An 18211-nucleotide genomic window follows, 5' to 3' on the forward strand; every position below is an offset into this window, starting at 1 on the left:
TTCTACACGAATCCGGCCATGAGCCCTTTTTGTATTCAGTTCGAGGTGTTGCACTTCATTTTACAATCCGTCACAAATAAAAGATTTTTTCTTCTCCTATACACGTCACTTCCTTGATTGATTAGCACAATGTCCTGCCGTAACGAGATATAAAGCTCCAGTAGGTGGCAAAGAAGAGTATGAAAGAACAGTAGTTTAAGCAGATGGGCCAGACGGTGAAGAAGTTGGCAGCATAATTAAGGGGTTAAAGAAAAAGTCAAAAAACCGATTTCAAAGACATTAATGTCAAAGAAAGCGGTTTTTTGAGGAAAAATTTAAGGTTGAATTTCTTCTGCTTTCAGACTTAAAAAAGCTCCATGCTCAGGGTTATATCCTTCAGCACTAAATCCGGCGTTTATTATTATTTCTCCATTTTGCTTGAAAAATTGCTTGATCTGAGTTTGAGATGATTGAAGAATGATAGTTTGAGTTTGCCACTCATTTGATTTTAATAAACTCCTTTCTTCTACAGTAGAAACACCGATAGGGCCGCCGATTTGCTTGCCATCAATTTTTAATTCGGCAGTGAAAAGGGGATCTCCATGACTGATTGTAATTTCCTGCTCTTCTCCTGTATATCGAATACTCGCTTCTAAGTCAAAAGTGTTGCTTGTATCTTCGAGTCGTGCAACAATTAATCGTATTTCAAAGTTACTGTCCGCTATTTGTTTAGTAGCCGTGATCTCGTTTTTGCCCTCAACGACCGAGTCAGGGGCACTATTTATAGAAGAACAAGCAGTTAGTAATAAAACAAAAAAAAGTAAGAAAAAAAATCGGTTTTTCACTTGTACACCTCAGATTAAAAAAACATTTTATACCCACAAAAAAACAGAGAGAATAGAAAAGCCTTACGAGAAATTTGGAATTGTTTACAAGGCAAGTAACAAGGTAACTTCAAACGAAATTAATTTAGTAGTAAGGAAAATTTTCTTTAGGGAGTGTACAAGGTCAACCTTAAACCGTTCATTGCTCTTTCAGCATGAGTATATAGCATATAATTAGTTGGGAAACCATCCCTTGCACCTACAATTCCTTTAAGGGCATTCCCATAAAAAACTGTACCTCCGCTATCTCCTTCTTCACAAACTGTGCTGGATTGAAAATAACTTCTTTGGAGTGCTGTATAGTAAACATCTTTTGCAAGTAAAGTTCCTGTAGTAGTTCCTGTAGTCCTTCCAGATTTACTGACTACTTCTCCGCTATAACTAGAGGATAAAGCTTGTACCATGTTTAAGCGTTCAGAAGTTCCTGGATTCGGACCCGAAGTTTCATACACAGTATTGCTCGGATTGAAGTTACTTGTATTGATACGAATAGCTCCGGTATCTGCATAGTATCCCATATAAGTTAAAGCCATAGGACCAAGTAATTTGCCTCCTTGATAATAATTAGTTCCTTGACTCGCACAATGTCCTGCTGTAATAAGATATAAAACTCCAGTAGAAGGGGACTTAGCAACTGCCCCAGCAGAACAAGCACTGCCGGTAGGAGATGCTTCATTTATCTCATGACCACCCATTATAAATCCTGTATAAGTGTTTCTTGCAGTCAGAGTAGCCCCGCCTAAATCTTCATCAAACTTTAAGGGGAAATTCGAAAAAAAAGATTGAATATAATTTTTTTGTTGTTCGGTCGCTTCAGGGATTGACACTACAATCTTTTGATTTACAAAATCGCTAAACACTTTTGTGATCTTTATACCTTCTTCTTCAAAGGAAGGTATCTTCTCGATCACCAAGCTTGCATAGGATTGGAGTTCTTCTTCAGAATATTGTACGGCTTTAAATTCAATTTCTTCAGGCTGAATTAAATCTCCACTTTTAAGTGTAGAAACATTTACCTGTGCAAGCAGATCGTCTTCGACATTCTCGTTTGTTTGAAAAACGTCTTCAGGGTTTGATTTAATTGTATTTTGTTCTTTATAGGTCACAATAATTTTGTGTTCAGGATCTTGCTGAATGTAAATACCCGCATAGGAGCCGCCAAGTTCAGAATTTTGAAGAGATTTTTCGAATTCTGGCAAAAAATCTTTTTCGACTTGAATTCTTCGATCCATTTCGGCTTCCTCGCTTTCTGTCAGCAGAACGCCATATTTTTCAATAGAAGATTCATTAGTCAGTTGAATAAAAGATTGAGGCTGATCCGGAAAACCAAACTCTTTTCTGAATTTTTGATTTAGGTCTTCTTGAGAAATGGATGAAGCGTCTTCTGCGTAAGTATAATTCTGTAAAGTGACCGAAGGGATTAGGAGCGCCAACAAAGTTAAACAAGTGAAAGCTTTGATAAGACAATTCTTTTCAATTTTATCATTGTAACCTCCGTGTTTATTGATTTTAATTTTATTTTCTTTCGGACTGTTCATCTTTTAAGAAGAAAATCGCTTAAAAAGACTCATGACAAACTTTTCATTATTTTAATATTTTTTTGTAAAACCTCCCTTTTTGGAAAAATTATCACATGAAAACAGTACCATATTTTTTTTTTTGAAAAGCATATTAGCAAACTGAGAATTTGGCGCCGTGATACAGGTTTATGTGGCTTAAAAAGTAAGAATCGGAACTGCAGCGGAATAGGGGAAAGCCGCTTTCACAGGCATCATGCCTGCGGAAGCGGCTTTTTGGTTGTTTGCGGAACAGGGAGTGAGGAAGGCTTGATCTTATCGCGGGATTTCTTCGGCTTTTAGGCTCAGGAAGCTTGCGTTCTCAAGTTCTTCATCTGAAGAATCGAAGTAGGCATGCAGCGTAATCTTCCCGTCTTTTTTATAAAATTGTTTGATCTGTGTCCGTGAAGACTGGATTGCGAGATTTTCGGTTATCCACTCTTTTGCTTTTAATGGAGTGGAAAGCCCGACCGCAGAGATGGATATCGGTCCGCCGATTTGCTCGCCGTCTATGCTTAAAGTAGCAGCAAATAAAGGATCGCCATGGCTGATTATGACTTCCGGCTGATCCCCCGTATAGCGTATGCCGGCTTCCAGCGTAAAAGTATTATCTTCTTCTTCGATCCGGTCGACGACCAAGCGAAGCTCGAAGTCGCTCTCCTTGATCTGCTTGACGGCGGTGAACTTGTCGTTGTCTTCGGTAACCGAATCCGGCGTACTGTCGGTAGAGCAGGCGGACAGAAGCAGAAGCAGCAGGACGGTCGGCAAAACGATGCGCTTTTTCATCAAATGCCTCCTTATGTTGGGCCAAGCGTTACTTCATAGACGCTTCCAAACGCCAAAGGTTGAGCCAATCCGCGAAGAATTCAAGGAAAAGTTCTCATCTGCCCGAAAAAATCGGTCAACCAGCGAATCAGCTCCCGCTGCGCGCCGGTAAGGAACCGGTCCGCGTAATAAGTCAGTTCCAGATGCCGTACCGGTTCTTCTCCGGACAGGGGAACGGCGACGATCTCCGGGTAGCCTTCGCCGTTTTGCCCGATCAGTCCGGCCGGCTGCACCGTCGCGCCGATCCCGGCGGACACGAGCTGCAGCAGCGAGACGGCCGAGTCGGTCTCCATCACCGTCGACAACTCGAATCCCTGTTTGCGGCAGGTCTCGTCGACCAGATCGCGGCCTACATACCCTTTGGGATACATGACCAGCGGGTGACTGCGCAGATCCGCAAGCGTAATCCGCTTTCTTCGGGCCAGTTTGCTGTCTGCGCGGACGAACAGGCAGTACGGCTCCGATCCGAGCGGAATACGGGTGAGCCGATCGTCTGCCGGTCCCTGGAGTCCGATGCCCAGATCGACCTTGTGACCAAGCACTTCTTCATGCGCAAAAATGGTCGAGATCACCTGAAGGCGCGTGTCGGGATATTTGGTCTTGAACCGAACGAACAGCGGCACGAGGCGGAAATCGAGGTCCGAAGGCAGCGCCGCGAGGCGAATCTCGCCCTGACTGCCCGAGCGGAGTTCGGTTGCCGCCGTTTGGATGTCCATTTCCGCCTGCAGCATCTTGGTGCCATAGTGCTTCAGCATTTTTCCGGCCTCGGTCGCGACGACTTTTTTGCCGATCCGATCGAACAAAGGGATACCGATCTCCGCTTCCAGAACGCGGATCTGCTGGCTTAACGTAGGTTGGGAGATGCCCAGTTCTTCGGCCGCCCGGGTGAAATGCAGCTGCTCGTACACGGCCAGAAAATAGCGAATGCTGCGCGTATCCATGTTCGGAAATCGCCCCTATCATAGTTTTTAACTATCATTCTAATAAGAATAATAGAATTGATCAATGATAGAGGCCTGCCTATACTGAAATCGATCCGAATAAATAGGGAGGTGAGACGATGAAGAACTTTTATACGCTGCTGGCAATCGGGATTGCCGCTCTGAACCTTAGACCTTTGATGACATCCGTCGCTCCCCTGTTGGGCACGATTCAGCGGGAGCTTGGAATGAGCGGGGCGGCGGCCAGTTTGCTCACGACAATCCCCGTTCTCTGTATGGGGTTGTTCGCGCCGCTTGCGGCCAAGATCGGCGACCGCCTCGGGTTGGAGCGAACGATCTGGGCTTCTCTCCTGCTGATTGCCGCCATGACCGGCCTTCGGGGCGCGGGGAGCTCTGTCGCTCTGCTGGTCGTAACGGCGGTCGTCGGAGGGATCGGGATCAGTCTGGCCGGGCCGCTGCTGTCCGCTTTTATCAAAAAGAGTTTCCCCCAAAGGCCTGCCGTTGTCAGTGTCTATTCCGCTTCGATGACGGTCGGGGCGGCACTGGCCTCGTCATTGTCCGTGCCGGTGTATGAGCGGAGCGGAGGGCACCTGAATACGGCGTTGGCCTGCTGGGCGGTTCTGGGCTTTGCGGCGGCGGCGCTCTGGTGGAGCTTTGCCCGGCGAGGTGCGCCCTCGAAAGGACGGGCGCGCTCCGTACTGCCTCTGCGCAATCGCAAAGCGATCCGGCTGACCTTGTTTTTTGGCTTGATGGCCGGAATCTTCTACTCGGTGACCGCCTGGATTGCCCCGATTGCGATCGATTTCGGCTATCGGCCGGATCAGGCTGCGGTATTCCTGAGCCTCTTTACGATCATCCAGATTCCGGTATCCTTGATCGCGCCGGGCTTGGTATCGCGATTAGGCAGCCCGAGACCGGTATTGATCGGCTGCGGATTGTTGGAACTGGCGGGCATCGGCATGCTGCTGCTCGGACTGCCGATACTTCCGGCGGTCATCGCACTCGGAATCGGAGCCGGGGGACTGTTCCCGCTGGCCCTGATGCTGCCGATCGCGGAAGCGCGCACACCCGAAGAAGCCGGAGGCTGGTCGGCTATGACGCAGGGCGGCGGTTATATCCTCGGGGCAATGGGTCCGCTCTCGATCGGTGCTCTGCACGATGCTTCGGGAAGCTTTACGGCAGCGCTGGCGGTTCTGATGGTTGCGATTGCGGCGATGATCGCCGTGCAGTGGGGACTGGGCGGAAGCAGAAGTTAAAAGGCGGCGGATTTCGCTTTCTTCCACTTCCGGACTTTCCCTCGAAAAGACCCGAACGGCGCGGCCGAGTTGATATGAATCCACCGGGCCATCGGCCAGTTGGGGTTCTCTCCGGTCCAGCGCCGTTTTCCTTGGACCAACAGCTCTTCGTCGCTTAATCCGTCGATCCACGCCAGCCACTGCGCTTCCGCCTGGGCGAACCTTGTTCGCAGTTCCGCCAGCGAGTAGGTTTCGTACTGCCGGTAAAAGTCCGCGTACATCTCGCCGAGCCGGTTCCATTTGTATCCGGGCGCAGGCATTGTCGGGACGCCGCCGGCGAGTTCTTCCGCTTCCCAGCTTTGTATCAGCGCCAGCCATCCCAGCTGATAAGCCAGAATCTCGGCCGGCGTCCGGTCGACATCCGGCAGCCGCAGATCTTTGTCCGATTCGGCGATTTCGTCGTATTCGGCATCCAGTTTGAGATAAGCGGTATGGATAGCGGCGGTCAGCGCTTCTTTTGACACGTATACGTAACTTGGCATAGAGGCCCTCCTTTTTCTTCCATCTTTCTTCATTATAGGCCGGCAAAATGGACAGCGCCTTGTCCGTTTTGCGAACGGAATAACGGCTGTGTTGACAGCGGATTCGGAAAAGGATTAAGATATATATAAAGCTTAATCGTAATAATTACGATTAAATAACTTATGAGAGCGAGCGTGAATTCATCCATGAGCCAATTCCCTACCCAGCAGACCGACAAAGACTCCCGTATCCCCGTCACCGTCCTCAGCGGTTATCTGGGTTCCGGCAAGACGACGCTGCTCAACCATGTGCTCAACAACCGGACCGGGCTCCGAGTCGCCGTGATCGTCAACGATATGAGCGAAGTGAATATCGATGCGGATCTGATCCGGGGAGGCGGCGGACTGTCGCGGATCGACGAGAAATTAGTCGAGATGTCGAACGGCTGCATCTGCTGCACGCTGCGCGAAGATCTGCTGACGGAAGTGGAGCGGCTGGCGGAAGAAGGATGCTTCGACTATATCCTGATCGAATCGACGGGCATCGGCGAGCCGGTGCCGGTCGCGCAGACATTCAGCTACGTGGACGAGGAGAACGGCATCGATCTGACCCAGCTGACCCGTCTCGATACGATGGTAACGGTCGTCAATGCGGCCGAGTTCTGGAACGACTACCAATCGCGCGAGAAACTGCGGGACCGCGGGCAGGAAGTCGAGGCGGAGGATGAGCGGAGCATCGTCGACCTGCTGGTCGAACAGGTGGAGTTCTGCGACGTGCTGATTCTCAACAAATGCGATCTGGTCGAACCGGAAGAGCTGGACCGACTGGAACAGGTGCTGCGCAGCCTTCAGCCGACGGCGAAGTTCATTCGCTCGGTTAACGGGCAGGTCGATCCGGCGGAGATTCTGAACACGGGACGCTTCGACTTCGAGCGGGCGAGCGAATCTGCGGGCTGGATTCAGGAGTTGATGAAGGAAGAACATACGCCGGAGACGGAAGAGTACGGCATCCATTCCTTTGTCTTTAAAAGAAAAGTACCGTTCCATCCCGAACGCTTCGGCCGCTGGCTGGGACGTTGGCCGGAAGCGGTCGTACGTTCCAAAGGCATCGTCTGGATGGCGTTCGACAACCGCAAAGCGTATTCGTTCAGCCAGGCCGGAAGCTCGAAAGAATTCACGAGCGCAGGCATGTGGGTCTCGGCGCTGACGCCGGAGGAGCGGGAGTTCTATTTCGGCGAAGGCGAATCGCTGGAGAATTCCCCGGATTGGGACGACCGCTGGGGCGACCGTGTGACGAAGCTTGTGCTGATCGGCATCGGCATGGACCGGGAAGCGATCGAACGATCGCTGGATGCGGCGCTGTTGACGGACGAAGAGCTGGAGCAGGATTGGAGCCGGCTCCCGAATCCGTTTAAGCCGGTTACGGCTTAGGCGGTTCAGAAGGTCTTGGCTCCCGGATGTTCAATTCCCTCGCTTGGTGTTAATGAAGGGAAGAGACTTAAGCGGCGGGGAGCGAAGAGCCATGAACGGATACCGATTCGTTAGCGACTGGATGCTGGAGACGAGTGCGGAAGAATTGTGGAAACTGATCGAGGAACCGGAACGGGCGGATTGGTGGCGGGGCTGTTCGATCTGCAAGCTGAAATCGGGTACTTCCGGCGACGGGATCGGGGACGAATATCTGACCGTGATCCGGACGCGGATGCTGTACAAGCTGTCTTTTACCGCGCGGATTGTGGAGAAGCGCAGTCCGCATCTGATCGAGCTGTGCGCGGACGGTCATCTGGAAGGCAGCGGACGGCTGGAGTTCGAACAGATCGGCGCCTGCACCCGCGTCCGCTACACGTGGGAAGTACGGACGAAGAAACGCTGGATGAATATGTGGGCGCCTTTTTTTCGTCCGGCGTTCGTTTGGAACCATAACCGGGTGATGGCGGACTGCCTCGAAGGGCTGACGCAGCGTCTGGGCATTCGATCGGTGCAGCCCGGAATGGCGGAATAAGTGACGGGAGAACCTTTTCTCGCCAAAAACAAAAAAAGAGCCGGAACAGGTGCATATCCGCACTTGTTCCGGCTCTTTCCGTTACTCTGCCGCCATACTTGACGTTAAGCTCGCCGCCACGATCTCCGGCAGTTCGGCTTTGTACGCTATGTAAGCTTCCTTGCTGATCTGGCTGTCGGCCAGCCTCTGTTCCAACTGCTGTTCCAGCTCCCGCACCTGCAGGGCGATCAGCTGCTCTTCGCTGCCTCCGCCGAGTGCGGCAATTTCGCCCAGCGACAATCCTTCGTACATCCGATTGTACACCTGCTGCTCATCCTGCGCGCCAAGCGCGTACAGGAAAGCGTCTTTGCTGCCGACGGTTTCGTCGCTCGAGGCCGGAGGCGTATCGCGATAGACGGCTTCCGCTTCGACTTTGCCGCCGCCGAGGCTGCTGCCGAGCGTGATACCGAGAGCCAGGGTGCCGACGATCCAGATCCGTTTGAGATTGATACGATGCTTGGCAGGCAGTTCGGATTTTTTTAATGTTTTCATGGAGTTGCCTCGCTTTCTTGAATGGGTTGCGGCATAGATGCCGCTATATGGAAGTCGTCCGTCTATGTGCGGTGTGTGAGGTGTTTGAAGCTTCCGTCTATCCTTACTATAACCGCCGAATATTAACCCAAGCTTAACGGGAGGTAATTTTTTGCACAGACGATAGCAAAAAAAAGAAAGTTTCTGCGGCGGACAGCGGGGTACTAATAAGAAGAAGAGGAGGGATGGTTATGTATCCGGACCTGCAAGGAAAAACGGTGATCGTGACCGGAGCCGCATCGGGCCTCGGCAAATCGATCGCTCTGCGGCTTGGCCGCGAGAAAGCGAACATCGTCATCAACTACCACAGCAACAGCGAAGGCATTGAAGACATGGTGCGGGAGATCGAACAGGCGGGCGGCCGAGCCATTACCGTTCAGGCCAGTTCCTCGGAAGAGGAAGGCGTCAAAAAACTGATCCAGGCCGCGCACGATACGTTCGGCGGACTCGACATCATGATCAACAACGCCGGCAAGGAAAACGAAGTCGAATCGCACAAACTCTCGCTCGACGACTGGAATCAGGTCATCAATCTCAATCTGACCGGCTATTTCCTCGGCAGCCGCGAAGCGATCGCCTATATGCTCGAACACGGCATCAAAGGCACGGTCATCAACATGTCCAGCGTGCACGAGATCATTCCATGGCCGCACTTCGTGCATTACGCGGCCAGCAAAGGCGGGGTCAAGATGATGACCGAGACGCTTGCGCTGGAGTACGCGCCGCACGGCATCCGGGTGAATTCGATCGGACCCGGTGCTATCAACACGCCGATCAACAAGAAGAAATTCGAAGATCCCGAGCAGAAAAAGCAGGTCGAGAGCATGATTCCGATGGGTTATGTAGGCGAACCCGAAGAAATTGCCGCCGTTGCGGCCTGGCTCTCGTCGTCGGAATCCAGCTACGTGACGGGTATCACGCTGTTTGCCGACGGAGGCATGACCAAGTATCCTTCTTTCCAAGGCGGAAAAGGGTAACGATCGAACAGTACCGGGTATGAATGAGGGGGAAGCGGAAGGGGTCTTGAACAGGGCAGCCCTTCCGCTTCTTTTTATTCGCAAACCGCGAAGGAGGAGTAGGCAATGAATCCGAAATGGTGGAAAGAAAGCGTCGTTTACGAAATCTATATCAAAAGCTTCATGGACACGAACGGCGACGGGGTCGGCGATCTGGCCGGCATTTTCTCGAAACTCGACTACCTGCAGGAACTCGGCGTAGATGTGCTGTGGCTGGCTCCGATCTTTGATTCGCCCGATCATGAAGGCGGTTACGATATTCGCGATTACCGGGCAGTCATGGACAAATTCGGCACGATGGAAGACTTCGAACGGCTGCTGGAAGACGCGCATGCACGCGGCATGAAGATCATGCTGGAGATGCCGCTGAACCATACGTCCAACGAACATCCGTGGTTCCGGGAATCGCGTGCCTCCAAGAAGAACGACAAGCGCAACTATTATATCTGGCGCGAAGGCCGCGGTTCCGGGTTCCCGAACAACTGGGGCTCCTACTTCGGCGGTTCGGTCTGGGAGTTCGAACCGGAAACGGAAGAATACTATATGCATCTGTACAGCCACCGCCAGCCCAATCTGAATTGGGAAAACGAGCGGGTGCGCGAAGAAGCGTATCAAATCGTCAAATGGTGGGCGGACAAAGGCGTGGACGGCTTCCATTTCAACTCGATCGCCCATGTGGTCAAGACCGAAGGGCATGACGATGAAGAGACGGGGAATTCGCAGCATCTGCCGGTCGAGCGGGCCTATCAGATGTTCTCGAGTCTGGACAAAGTGAACGGAATCGTAAAAAGACTGCATGACGAAATCGGTGCGGAGTACGATATCGTCGCGATCGGCGAAGCGGCGGGGCTCGATCCGGCGCAGACGCTCGATTCGATCGGCGACGAGCCGGGCAAAGCGAATATGGTACTCAACTCCGACCATCTGCTGCTCAGCCATTCGTCGCAGGGCATCGGGCGCTGGACGAACAAATCGTGGACCCTGCTCGATATCAAGAACGCGATCAGCCATTGGCAGACCGTGCTGCACGGGCAGGGATGGAACGCCAACAATCTGGCGGACCATGACCAGCCGCGTTCCGTGTGCCGTTTCGGCCATACGGGCGAATACCGCGAGCTGTCCGCGAAGATGCTGGCGACGCTGCTGATGACGCTCGAAGGCACGCCTTTGATCTATCAGGGCGAAGAACTCGGCATGACCGGCGGCGTATTCCATACGGCGGAAGACTTCCGCGACGAAGAAACGCTGAACTTCCTGGATCATGCGCGCAAGAGCGGCATGGACGAAGAAGAAGCGCTCAAGATCGCAAGGCGCAATACGCGCGATGCGGGCCGTACGCCGATGCAGTGGGACGCTTCTGCCGGAGCCGGCTTTACGACCGGCGAGCCGTGGATGGGCATCGCGCCGGATTACGAACAGGTCAACGCCGAAGCGGCCCTGGCCGATCCGGATTCGGTCTTCCACTACTACAAGAAACTGATCGAGCTGCGCAAAGTCAGCCGGACCCTGCTCTACGGCGAATACCGCCTGCTGCTGCCGCTCGATACGGACATCTATGCGTTCACGCGCACATTCGAAGACGAGACGCTGATGGTTGTGCTGAATTTCTTCTCCGGCACGCCGACGTTCAAATGTCCGGAACGCCTGTGCGAACGTCCGCGCGAATTCATCTTCGGCAATTACGAGCCGGGCGTGACGCAGGGAAGCGACTTCGAACTGCGGCCTTACGAGGCGGCGATTTATCGGTTGGGATAGAAGCATGCCAGAGATCGATAGGAATGACAAACAGGGCTGCCCCGAATAGCTGGGGCAGCCCTTGACGTGCGCGTTTCGAATCTTTTTACTTGTCCAAGCCCAGCAGGGTACGCCAAGCGGCTTCGATCTTCTTCGCGCCGGCTTCGGCCGACTGCTGACCGGTCAGGATCTGCACGAGGTTAGGCGTGAAGTCTGTGAACATCTGCGCGCCTTCCGGAATCAGCGGTCGCGGTTTGGCAGCATCGAGCTGAACTTTGAAGCCCTGCACGATCGGGTCGGACATGAGCTGCTCGTCTTGATAAGCGCTGTTGCGCGAAGGCAGCGATTTGAGTTCTTTCGTATGCAGAAGCTGCGATTCCGTGCTCGTGAGATACCGAATCAACGCATAGCTTTCTTTTGGGTGCTTGCTGTACTTGGAGATGACCAGACTGTGGCCTCCCGCCGGCGAGCCGGTATCGCCTTTCGGCCCTGTCGGAATGACCGCGATGCCCAGATTCGAAGCGTCTTTGAACTGGGCTCCCGCCAGCAGGTCGGAGACTGCCCAAGGACCGTTGATCATAAAGGCCGAACGACCTTCCTTGAAGTCGGACATCATGACGTTGTAACTGTCCGAGAAATCCGGATAAGGCTGCGCGGCCCCGTCTACGATCAGATTCCGCATGAATTTCAGCGCTTCGACCGAGGCCGGCTGAGCGATTTCGACCTGCCGATCGTCCGTCATGGTTCCTCCGCCGAACGCCCAGATATAAGGCAGGGCATAGAAAGAGTTATCGGATACGTAAATGCCGTAGCGATTCGCCGTTTTCAACGCTTTTGACATCGTTTTTAATTCTTCCATCGTCTTCGGCGGTTGGGCAAACCCGTTTTCCTGCAGAAGCTTCTTGTTGTACAGGAGCGCCAGAGATTCCATGACCGTCGGCAGGCCGTACAGATGGCTTTCGAATTCGTCGGAACGAAGCGCCGAAGGCACGAAATCTTTCCGGTCTTCCGCGGAAATCATATTTTCGATCGGATACAGCAGCCCCAGGCTTGCCAGTTCGGGTACCCAAGAATTGTCCGAACGGAAAAGGTCCACCGGCTGGTCGCCCAGCAAAGCGGTCTTGAAGCTGTCGGAAGAAAACGATACGGCTTTCACGTTGACTTTGATATTCGGATTCTCCGACTCGAACATCTTGATTCTGGATTGCACGAGCTCCGCTTCCTTGCCGTCGTAAGAACTGTAGAAGGTGAGTTCCACCGGAGCGCTGCCGGAACCTGCGGACAGATTGGAACAAGCGCTGAGCAGCAGCAGGGCTGCCAGCAGAAACGATAATTTTCTCATATAAAGTCTCCTCGGAATGTTGAAATAGGCGGCTTTGCGGACGAAAGTTCGCCCATCACAAACTGAACTGGCCGATCAGCGACTTCAGCTCGTCCGACAGATCAGCCAACGAGGTGGCGGAATCGGCGATCTCTTCCATCGAAGCGCGCTGCTGCTCGGTCGAAGCGGCCACGCTTTGCGTGCCCGCGGTCGTTTCCCGCGAGATATCCGCGATCAGCGAGGTGCCCGACACGGCTTGTTCCGCGTCCGTCAGCATGCTCACGGTAGAGTCGGTCACTTCCCGTACATCCGTTTTGACTTTTTCGATCATGCCGATAATGTCTTCGAACGAGTCGCCGGCGACTTCGATCAGATCGATGCCTTTGCGAACCTCCTGGGTTCCGTATTCCATCTCCGTGGCAGCCGAGCCGGTCGCCTGCTGAATGCCCAGAACCAGACCGTGAATCTGGTCGGCGGACAGACGCGACTGTTCGGCGAGCTTGCGGACTTCGTTCGCCACGATAGAGAATCCGCGGCCCTGTTCGCCGGCGCGGGCGGCCTCGATCGCGGCATTGAGCGCCAGCAGGTTGGTCTGGCTGGAGATCTCTGTAATCAGCTGCGTGGCTTCGCCGATCTGCGCGACCTGCCGTCTCAGCCCGTCGACCACTTCGCCCAGGCGTTGGTTGCTGTTTTCGATGACTCGCACCTGACGGATCGCGTTGGTGAGATCGCTTTTTCCCTGCTCGGCGGACGAAAAAGTGGTCTCGACCGTTTCCATCACGGCTTCGCTGTTTCTCGCGATGTTCTGCACTTGATTCGAGATCCCCGTAATGACGGACAGGTTATGTTCGACCTGATTGGCTTGACGCTCGGTGCCTTCCGTAATGTTCTGCATCACGTCCGCGATCTGCTTGGTCGCCGAACTGGTCTGTTCCGCGCCGGCCTGAAGCTGCACGGAAGACGCCGCTACCATATGCGAGACCTGATCGGCACTGCTCAAGACGGAACGCAGCGAGTCGGTCATCGCGGAGAAAGCCCGGGTCAGATCGGCCAATTCGTCGTTGCCCCGAACCGCCAAAGACGTTTCGCGCAGATCGCCTTTCGTCGCCGAATCGGCAACCCGGATCAGCGGGCGAATACGGGAGATCAAGTAATTCGACAGCAGGTAAGCGATCAGCACGGACAAGAGTACCGCCAAGCCGACCAGTACGTAGCTTGCGATCCGTATTTGCAGACGGGCTTCCTGAATTTCCTGTTCGTAACTTTCGATTTTCGCCTGCTGCTCTTCGACGAAAGACAACAGGGAAAACGCCACGGGATCGAACGACTGCTGCGTGTATTTTTGCTGGGCTTCGGCTTTTTGCCCGCTGTCCGCCAGCGCCATCAAAGCCTGTTTATCCGCGACGGTAGCCGACCACAGCGTATTGAACTTTTCGATTTGCTCGATGCCGGCCGGATCGACGGTCGCTTCTTTCAGCCGTTTCAATTCGGTGTCCAGAAAAGAAACCGTCTCGTCGAAACGCGACTTGAAGCCGCTTTTCAAATGGTCCGGCGCCAGCAGGTAATGCGCGCCTTCGTCGTTGGCGGTTCGCGCGAACAAATTCAGCCGCTGCACGGTCTCCATCCGTTTATTGGTCGCTTGGATCTCGTCGTTCAACCGGGTAATGCGCTGGTTCATCAAGTTCGTAATGCCGACCGTGGCCACGAAAAGAATGATGATTGAAGAAAAACTAAGAAGCAGTCTGTTGCGAAGCGATAACTTCAAAATCGAACCCCCCCATTAACTGTATATAGATCAGTATTTGCCGATTAGGCCAAAGCCCTTCTATAGTTATCGGATACTTTTCTGCTATTTTGTATAGGGAAAACGTTTGCACATATATTTAATATAAATATTAATGATTCACATAAGAATTGACTTGTACGGACATGCGTGATACATTGGGTGCGTAAAGGTTCTTCCGCCCGTACAACCGGGTAGCGGCGCAGGAAACGGCCCGTCCGGATTTGCGGTTCGACAACTAGGTTTTGTCAACGTGATAAGTAAGATTGCGTGCCCTCGAACGGACCTGAAGCGTGTACGCTTGAGAGCACGCAATCCTTTGATGAAGAGTTGACAAAACCTTAAATGTAAGCGTTCTATCGGGATGGGCCTTCATCATATTTTTGCAGAAGGAAAGGATGAATGAACCGCATGACAGCATCTAACCTGAAAGCCAGAATGATCGTCGACAAGTCGTTCCGCATCTCCGAGATCGACGAACGGATCTACGGATCGTTTATCGAGCACCTCGGACGCGCCGTGTACGGAGGCATCTACGAGCCTGGACATCCGACATCCGACGAGTACGGGTTCCGCGGCGACGTGAAACAGCTGATCCGCGACCTGAGAGTGCCGATCGTCCGTTATCCGGGCGGCAACTTCGTCTCGGGCTACGATTGGGAAGACGGCGTGGGACCGGTCGAAGACCGTCCGCAACGCCTCGAACTGGCATGGCGCACGCTTGAGCCGAACTATGTGGGAACGAACGAGTTCATGCGCTGGGCCAAAGACGCCGGCACCGACGTGATGATGGCCGTCAACCTCGGAACGCGGGGGATCGATGACGCGCGCAATCTGGTCGAATACTGCAACCATCCGGGCGGCAGCCGCTACAGCGACCTGCGCAAAAGCCACGGGTTCGCGGAGCCGCACAAGATCAAAATGTGGTGTCTCGGCAACGAAATGGACGGACCGTGGCAGATCGGGCATAAGACGGCGGAAGAGTACGGACGCCTGGCGCTTGAGACCGGCAAAGCGATGCGGCTGATCGATCCGGACATCGAACTGGTCTCCTGCGGCAGCTCCAGCACCGGCATGCCGACTTTCCCGTCGTGGGAAGCGGACACGCTGGACCATACGTACGAAGTAGCAGACTTCGTCTCGCTGCACCAGTACTATGGCAACCGCGATAACGATTCGGCGAACTATCTGGCGCGCGGGATGGACATGGACCACTTTATCCATACGGTCATCTCGACGACGGACTTTATCAAAGCGAAGAAACGCAGCAAAAAAACGATGAAGCTCAGCTTCGACGAATGGAACGTGTGGTACCACTCCAACGAAGCGGACGCGCAGATCGACCGCAATCCGTGGAGCGTGGCACCGCCGCAGCTCGAAGACGTCTACAACTTCGAAGACGCGCTGCTCGTCGGCAGCATGCTGATGACGTTCCTGCGCCGCGCGGACCGCGTGAAGTCGGCCTGCATGGCCCAGCTCGTCAACGTTATCGCGCCGATCATGACGGAGAACGGCGGACGTTCGTGGAAACAAACCATCTATTATCCGTACCTGCATGCTTCCGTCTACGGCCGCGGCGTCTCGCTCAAGCCGGTCGTGGATTCGCCGAAATACGATGCGCAGGATTACACGGATGTACCGTATCTGGACACCGCCGTTGTGCATAACGAAGAAGAAGACACGCTCACGATCTTCGCGCTCAACCGTCACCTGACCGAAGCGCTCGATCTGACGTGCGACGTGCGCAGCTTTGAAGGTTATGCGATCGAAGAACATATCGTGCTCGAGAACGACGACCTCAAAGCCGTCAACACGGCCGACAGCGAGAAGGTCGCTCCGCATAACCGCGGCGCTTCCGAGCTCAAAGACGGCATCGTAAGCGGACGTCTGGCCAAAGCGTCGTGGAACGTGATTCGTCTGCGCAAGCGCGGCTGATTGCTTGAAGCAGGGTAGGAAGCAGGGAACATGCCGGCAATCGTTTCGGAAAATGCGAAGCGCTGCGGGCATATTCCCGTTGGCCTGCACGGGTAAATGTTCTACGGCTCACATTTTCAGATTCCCCGCTTATTTGGCTCGACAGGAGCGGCTGAACTGTTTTTACAAAAAGGAAAAAAGGCACAAAAAGGTACACGTAGGCGCAAGGCTCTTACACTTGCTCCCATCAAACGATTAAAGGTACGTACAAGTTAACATAATATCCTTTAGAGGATCGCCGAGGAGGTTTTTTTATGACAAAAGCATCGGTAATCGTGAACGCCGACGTGACGCTTGGCAAGATCGACCGCAATATTTACGGACAGTTTGCGGAGCATCTGGGGCGCTGTATCTACGAAGGCATGTGGGTCGGGGAAGATTCACAGACGCCCAATATCGACGGAATCCGCAAAGACGTGCTGCAGGCGCTCAAGAATCTCAGCATTCCGGTTCTGCGCTGGCCGGGGGGCTGCTTCGCCGACGAATATCATTGGAAAGACGGCGTAGGCCCGCGCGAAGGACGCGCCCGGATGGTCAATACGCACTGGGGCGGCGTGGTGGAGAACAATCATTTTGGCACGCATGAGTTTTTCCGGCTGTGCGAGCTGCTGGAGACGGAACCGTATATCTGCGGGAACGTGGGCAGTGGATCCGTGCAGGAGATGAGCGAATGGGTCGAGTACATGACGTTCGACGGCGAATCCCCGATGGCGAAATGGCGTCAGGAGAACGGGCAGGAGAAGCCGTGGAAACTGAAATATTTCGGCGTCGGCAACGAAAACTGGGGCTGCGGCGGCAATATGCGCGCGGAGTATTACGCCGACGAATACCGCCGCTACCAGACGTATTCGCGCAACTACGGCGACAACAAGCTGTTCAAGATCGCGGGCGGGCCGAACGTCGACGATTACCATTGGACGGAAGTGCTGATGCGCGAAGCGGGCCGCCACATGGACGGGCTCAGCCTGCATTATTACACGATGGAAGGCAGCTGGGAAGAGAAGAAATCGGCACTCGGCTTCGACGAGAACGGCTGGTTCGAAGTGATGAAGAAGTCGCTGCACATGGACGAGCTTATCACCCGCCACACGACGATCATGGACAAATACGATCCGGAGAAAAGAGTGGCGCTGATCGTGGACGAGTGGGGCACGTGGTTCCTGAGCGAGCCGGGCACCAATCCGGGCTTCCTGTACCAGCAAAATTCGCTGCGCGACGCGCTGGTCGCCGGATTGCACCTGCATATTTTCCACAACCATCACGAACGCGTCAAAATGACGAATATCGCGCAGATGGTCAACGTGCTGCAGGCGATGATCCTGACCGAAGGCGACAAAATGCTGCTCACGCCGACGTATCACGTGTTCGAAATGTTCAAAGTGCATCAGGATGCCGACGTGCTGCAGATGGCCGTGGAGACACCGGATTACGAGCTGAACGGCGATTCGATCCCGCAGGTCAGCGTATCCGCTTCGCGCAAAGACGGCGATGTGCATATCAGCTTGTGCAACGTCAGTCCGACGGCAGGCAGCAGCCTGACGCTTGACCTGCGCGGCATCGGAGCGGAAGGCGCCGTAAGCGGGCGCGTCCTGACGGCAGGGCGCATGGACGCGCACAATACGTTCGAGCATCCGGACACGATCGCGCCGCAGGCGTTCGAGAACTTCAAGCGCGAAGGCAGCAGCCTCAATGTGGAACTGCCGCCGATGTCGGTTACGGTACTGACGATCAAAGGCTGAACGGACGATTCAAGCGCGGGGAATCCAAGGCGTGCGATGCAGCAGGAAGGCCGGCGACGAAAGCGCCGGCCTTCGGGCGTTAACGCGCAGCGCCAACGTTTACTCGCTTGATGCGAAAGAACGTACGGTGC

The 18211-nt window shown here is 53.9% G+C and carries 15 protein-coding genes; 7 read left to right on the forward strand and 8 right to left on the reverse strand.

Features of this window, described 5'->3' with window-relative positions:
- Nucleotides 1-314: 314 nt before the first annotated feature.
- The 4 genes from HRQ60_RS09610 to HRQ60_RS09625 form a co-directional block, all read right to left on the reverse strand.
- Complete coding sequence (locus HRQ60_RS09610; protein ID WP_172195601.1) at nucleotides 315-824, reverse strand: hypothetical protein; 510 nt, start codon at nucleotides 822-824, stop codon at nucleotides 315-317.
- Nucleotides 825-970: 146 nt separating this feature from the next.
- Complete coding sequence (locus HRQ60_RS09615; RefSeq protein WP_172195602.1) at nucleotides 971-2401, reverse strand: S1 family peptidase; 1431 nt, start codon at nucleotides 2399-2401, stop codon at nucleotides 971-973.
- A gap of 294 nt (nucleotides 2402-2695) precedes the next feature.
- Nucleotides 2696-3205, reverse strand: coding sequence for a hypothetical protein (locus tag HRQ60_RS09620; RefSeq protein WP_172195603.1), 510 nt, complete (start codon nucleotides 3203-3205; stop codon nucleotides 2696-2698).
- Between the two features lie 80 nt (nucleotides 3206-3285).
- The gene (locus HRQ60_RS09625) at nucleotides 3286-4185 is read right to left on the reverse strand and encodes a LysR family transcriptional regulator (protein ID WP_172195604.1); all 900 of its coding nucleotides are present in this window, start codon (nucleotides 4183-4185) and stop codon (nucleotides 3286-3288) included.
- 119 nt (nucleotides 4186-4304) lie between these two features.
- Here HRQ60_RS09625 and HRQ60_RS09630 point away from each other — a divergent pair, with 119 nt between their 5' ends.
- The gene (locus HRQ60_RS09630; protein WP_172195605.1) at nucleotides 4305-5441 is read left to right on the forward strand and encodes an MFS transporter; all 1137 of its coding nucleotides are present in this window, start codon (nucleotides 4305-4307) and stop codon (nucleotides 5439-5441) included.
- On the opposite strand, the gene HRQ60_RS09635 is transcribed toward HRQ60_RS09630, so the two are convergent.
- Nucleotides 5438-5962 carry a ClbS/DfsB family four-helix bundle protein gene (locus tag HRQ60_RS09635; RefSeq protein ID WP_172195606.1) on the reverse strand — a complete coding sequence of 175 codons (525 nt, stop codon included), beginning with the start codon at nucleotides 5960-5962 and terminating at the stop codon, nucleotides 5438-5440. The two genes, HRQ60_RS09630 and HRQ60_RS09635, sit on opposite strands and share 4 nt — an antisense overlap.
- Nucleotides 5963-6148: 186 nt before the next feature.
- Between HRQ60_RS09635 and HRQ60_RS09640 the strand changes: the two genes are divergently transcribed.
- Complete coding sequence (locus HRQ60_RS09640) at nucleotides 6149-7372, forward strand: GTP-binding protein (RefSeq protein WP_172195734.1); 1224 nt, start codon at nucleotides 6149-6151, stop codon at nucleotides 7370-7372.
- A gap of 91 nt (nucleotides 7373-7463) precedes the next feature.
- A complete protein-coding gene (locus tag HRQ60_RS09645; RefSeq protein ID WP_172195607.1) occupies nucleotides 7464-7943 on the forward strand; it encodes an SRPBCC family protein in 480 nt (159 codons plus the stop codon).
- A gap of 81 nt (nucleotides 7944-8024) precedes the next feature.
- On the opposite strand, the gene HRQ60_RS09650 is transcribed toward HRQ60_RS09645, so the two are convergent.
- Nucleotides 8025-8474 (reverse strand): hypothetical protein, encoded by a 450-nt coding sequence (locus HRQ60_RS09650; RefSeq protein WP_172195608.1) that lies wholly within the window; start codon nucleotides 8472-8474, stop codon nucleotides 8025-8027.
- A gap of 230 nt (nucleotides 8475-8704) precedes the next feature.
- On the opposite strand from HRQ60_RS09650, the gene HRQ60_RS09655 reads away from it, so the two are divergent.
- Together HRQ60_RS09655 and HRQ60_RS09660 are read left to right on the forward strand one after the other, a co-directional pair.
- A complete protein-coding gene (locus HRQ60_RS09655) occupies nucleotides 8705-9490 on the forward strand; it encodes a glucose-1-dehydrogenase (protein WP_172195609.1) in 786 nt (261 codons plus the stop codon).
- Nucleotides 9491-9595: 105 nt separating this feature from the next.
- Nucleotides 9596-11284 (forward strand): glycoside hydrolase family 13 protein, encoded by a 1689-nt coding sequence (locus HRQ60_RS09660; protein ID WP_172195610.1) that lies wholly within the window; start codon nucleotides 9596-9598, stop codon nucleotides 11282-11284.
- A gap of 85 nt (nucleotides 11285-11369) precedes the next feature.
- Here the strand turns inward: HRQ60_RS09660 and HRQ60_RS09665 are convergent, their stop codons facing one another.
- Both HRQ60_RS09665 and HRQ60_RS09670 read right to left on the reverse strand, forming a co-directional pair.
- Nucleotides 11370-12605 (reverse strand): extracellular solute-binding protein, encoded by a 1236-nt coding sequence (locus tag HRQ60_RS09665; RefSeq protein WP_172195611.1) that lies wholly within the window; start codon nucleotides 12603-12605, stop codon nucleotides 11370-11372.
- Nucleotides 12606-12660: 55 nt separating this feature from the next.
- Nucleotides 12661-14349 carry a methyl-accepting chemotaxis protein gene (locus tag HRQ60_RS09670; protein ID WP_172195612.1) on the reverse strand — a complete coding sequence of 563 codons (1689 nt, stop codon included), beginning with the start codon at nucleotides 14347-14349 and terminating at the stop codon, nucleotides 12661-12663.
- 429 nt (nucleotides 14350-14778) lie between these two features.
- Here HRQ60_RS09670 and arfA point away from each other — a divergent pair, with 429 nt between their 5' ends.
- Together arfA and HRQ60_RS09680 are read left to right on the forward strand one after the other, a co-directional pair.
- Nucleotides 14779-16302: an arabinosylfuranosidase ArfA gene (gene arfA, locus HRQ60_RS09675; RefSeq protein WP_172195613.1), complete on the forward strand. Its 1524-nt coding sequence runs from the start codon at nucleotides 14779-14781 to the stop codon at nucleotides 16300-16302.
- Between the two features lie 293 nt (nucleotides 16303-16595).
- Nucleotides 16596-18080, forward strand: a complete 1485-nt coding sequence (locus HRQ60_RS09680; protein ID WP_172195614.1) for an alpha-N-arabinofuranosidase — start codon at nucleotides 16596-16598, stop codon at nucleotides 18078-18080.
- The last annotated feature ends 131 nt before the right edge of the window (nucleotides 18081-18211 follow it).

Origin of the sequence: Saccharibacillus qingshengii (assembly GCF_013185195.1) — a bacterium.
GTDB classification, from domain to species: Bacteria; Bacillota; Bacilli; order Paenibacillales; family Paenibacillaceae; genus Saccharibacillus; species Saccharibacillus qingshengii.

Excerpts from the sequence above, each read along its gene's own strand:
- HRQ60_RS09615 (WP_172195602.1), bottom strand. The coding sequence starts at position 2,401 with ATGAACAGTCCGAAAGAAAATAAAATTAAAATCAATAAACACGGAGGT.
- HRQ60_RS09620 (WP_172195603.1), bottom strand. The coding sequence starts at position 3,205 with ATGAAAAAGCGCATCGTTTTGCCGACCGTCCTGCTGCTTCTGCTTCTG.
- HRQ60_RS09625 (WP_172195604.1), bottom strand. The coding sequence starts at position 4,185 with ATGGATACGCGCAGCATTCGCTATTTTCTGGCCGTGTACGAGCAGCTG.
- HRQ60_RS09630 (WP_172195605.1), top strand. The coding sequence starts at position 4,305 with ATGAAGAACTTTTATACGCTGCTGGCAATCGGGATTGCCGCTCTGAAC.
- HRQ60_RS09635 (WP_172195606.1), bottom strand. The coding sequence starts at position 5,962 with ATGCCAAGTTACGTATACGTGTCAAAAGAAGCGCTGACCGCCGCTATC.
- HRQ60_RS09640 (WP_172195734.1), top strand. The coding sequence starts at position 6,149 with ATGAGCCAATTCCCTACCCAGCAGACCGACAAAGACTCCCGTATCCCC.
- HRQ60_RS09645 (WP_172195607.1), top strand. The coding sequence starts at position 7,464 with ATGAACGGATACCGATTCGTTAGCGACTGGATGCTGGAGACGAGTGCG.
- HRQ60_RS09650 (WP_172195608.1), bottom strand. The coding sequence starts at position 8,474 with ATGAAAACATTAAAAAAATCCGAACTGCCTGCCAAGCATCGTATCAAT.
- HRQ60_RS09655 (WP_172195609.1), top strand. The coding sequence starts at position 8,705 with ATGTATCCGGACCTGCAAGGAAAAACGGTGATCGTGACCGGAGCCGCA.
- HRQ60_RS09660 (WP_172195610.1), top strand. The coding sequence starts at position 9,596 with ATGAATCCGAAATGGTGGAAAGAAAGCGTCGTTTACGAAATCTATATC.
- HRQ60_RS09665 (WP_172195611.1), bottom strand. The coding sequence starts at position 12,605 with ATGAGAAAATTATCGTTTCTGCTGGCAGCCCTGCTGCTGCTCAGCGCT.
- arfA (WP_172195613.1), top strand. The coding sequence starts at position 14,779 with ATGACAGCATCTAACCTGAAAGCCAGAATGATCGTCGACAAGTCGTTC.
- HRQ60_RS09680 (WP_172195614.1), top strand. The coding sequence starts at position 16,596 with ATGACAAAAGCATCGGTAATCGTGAACGCCGACGTGACGCTTGGCAAG.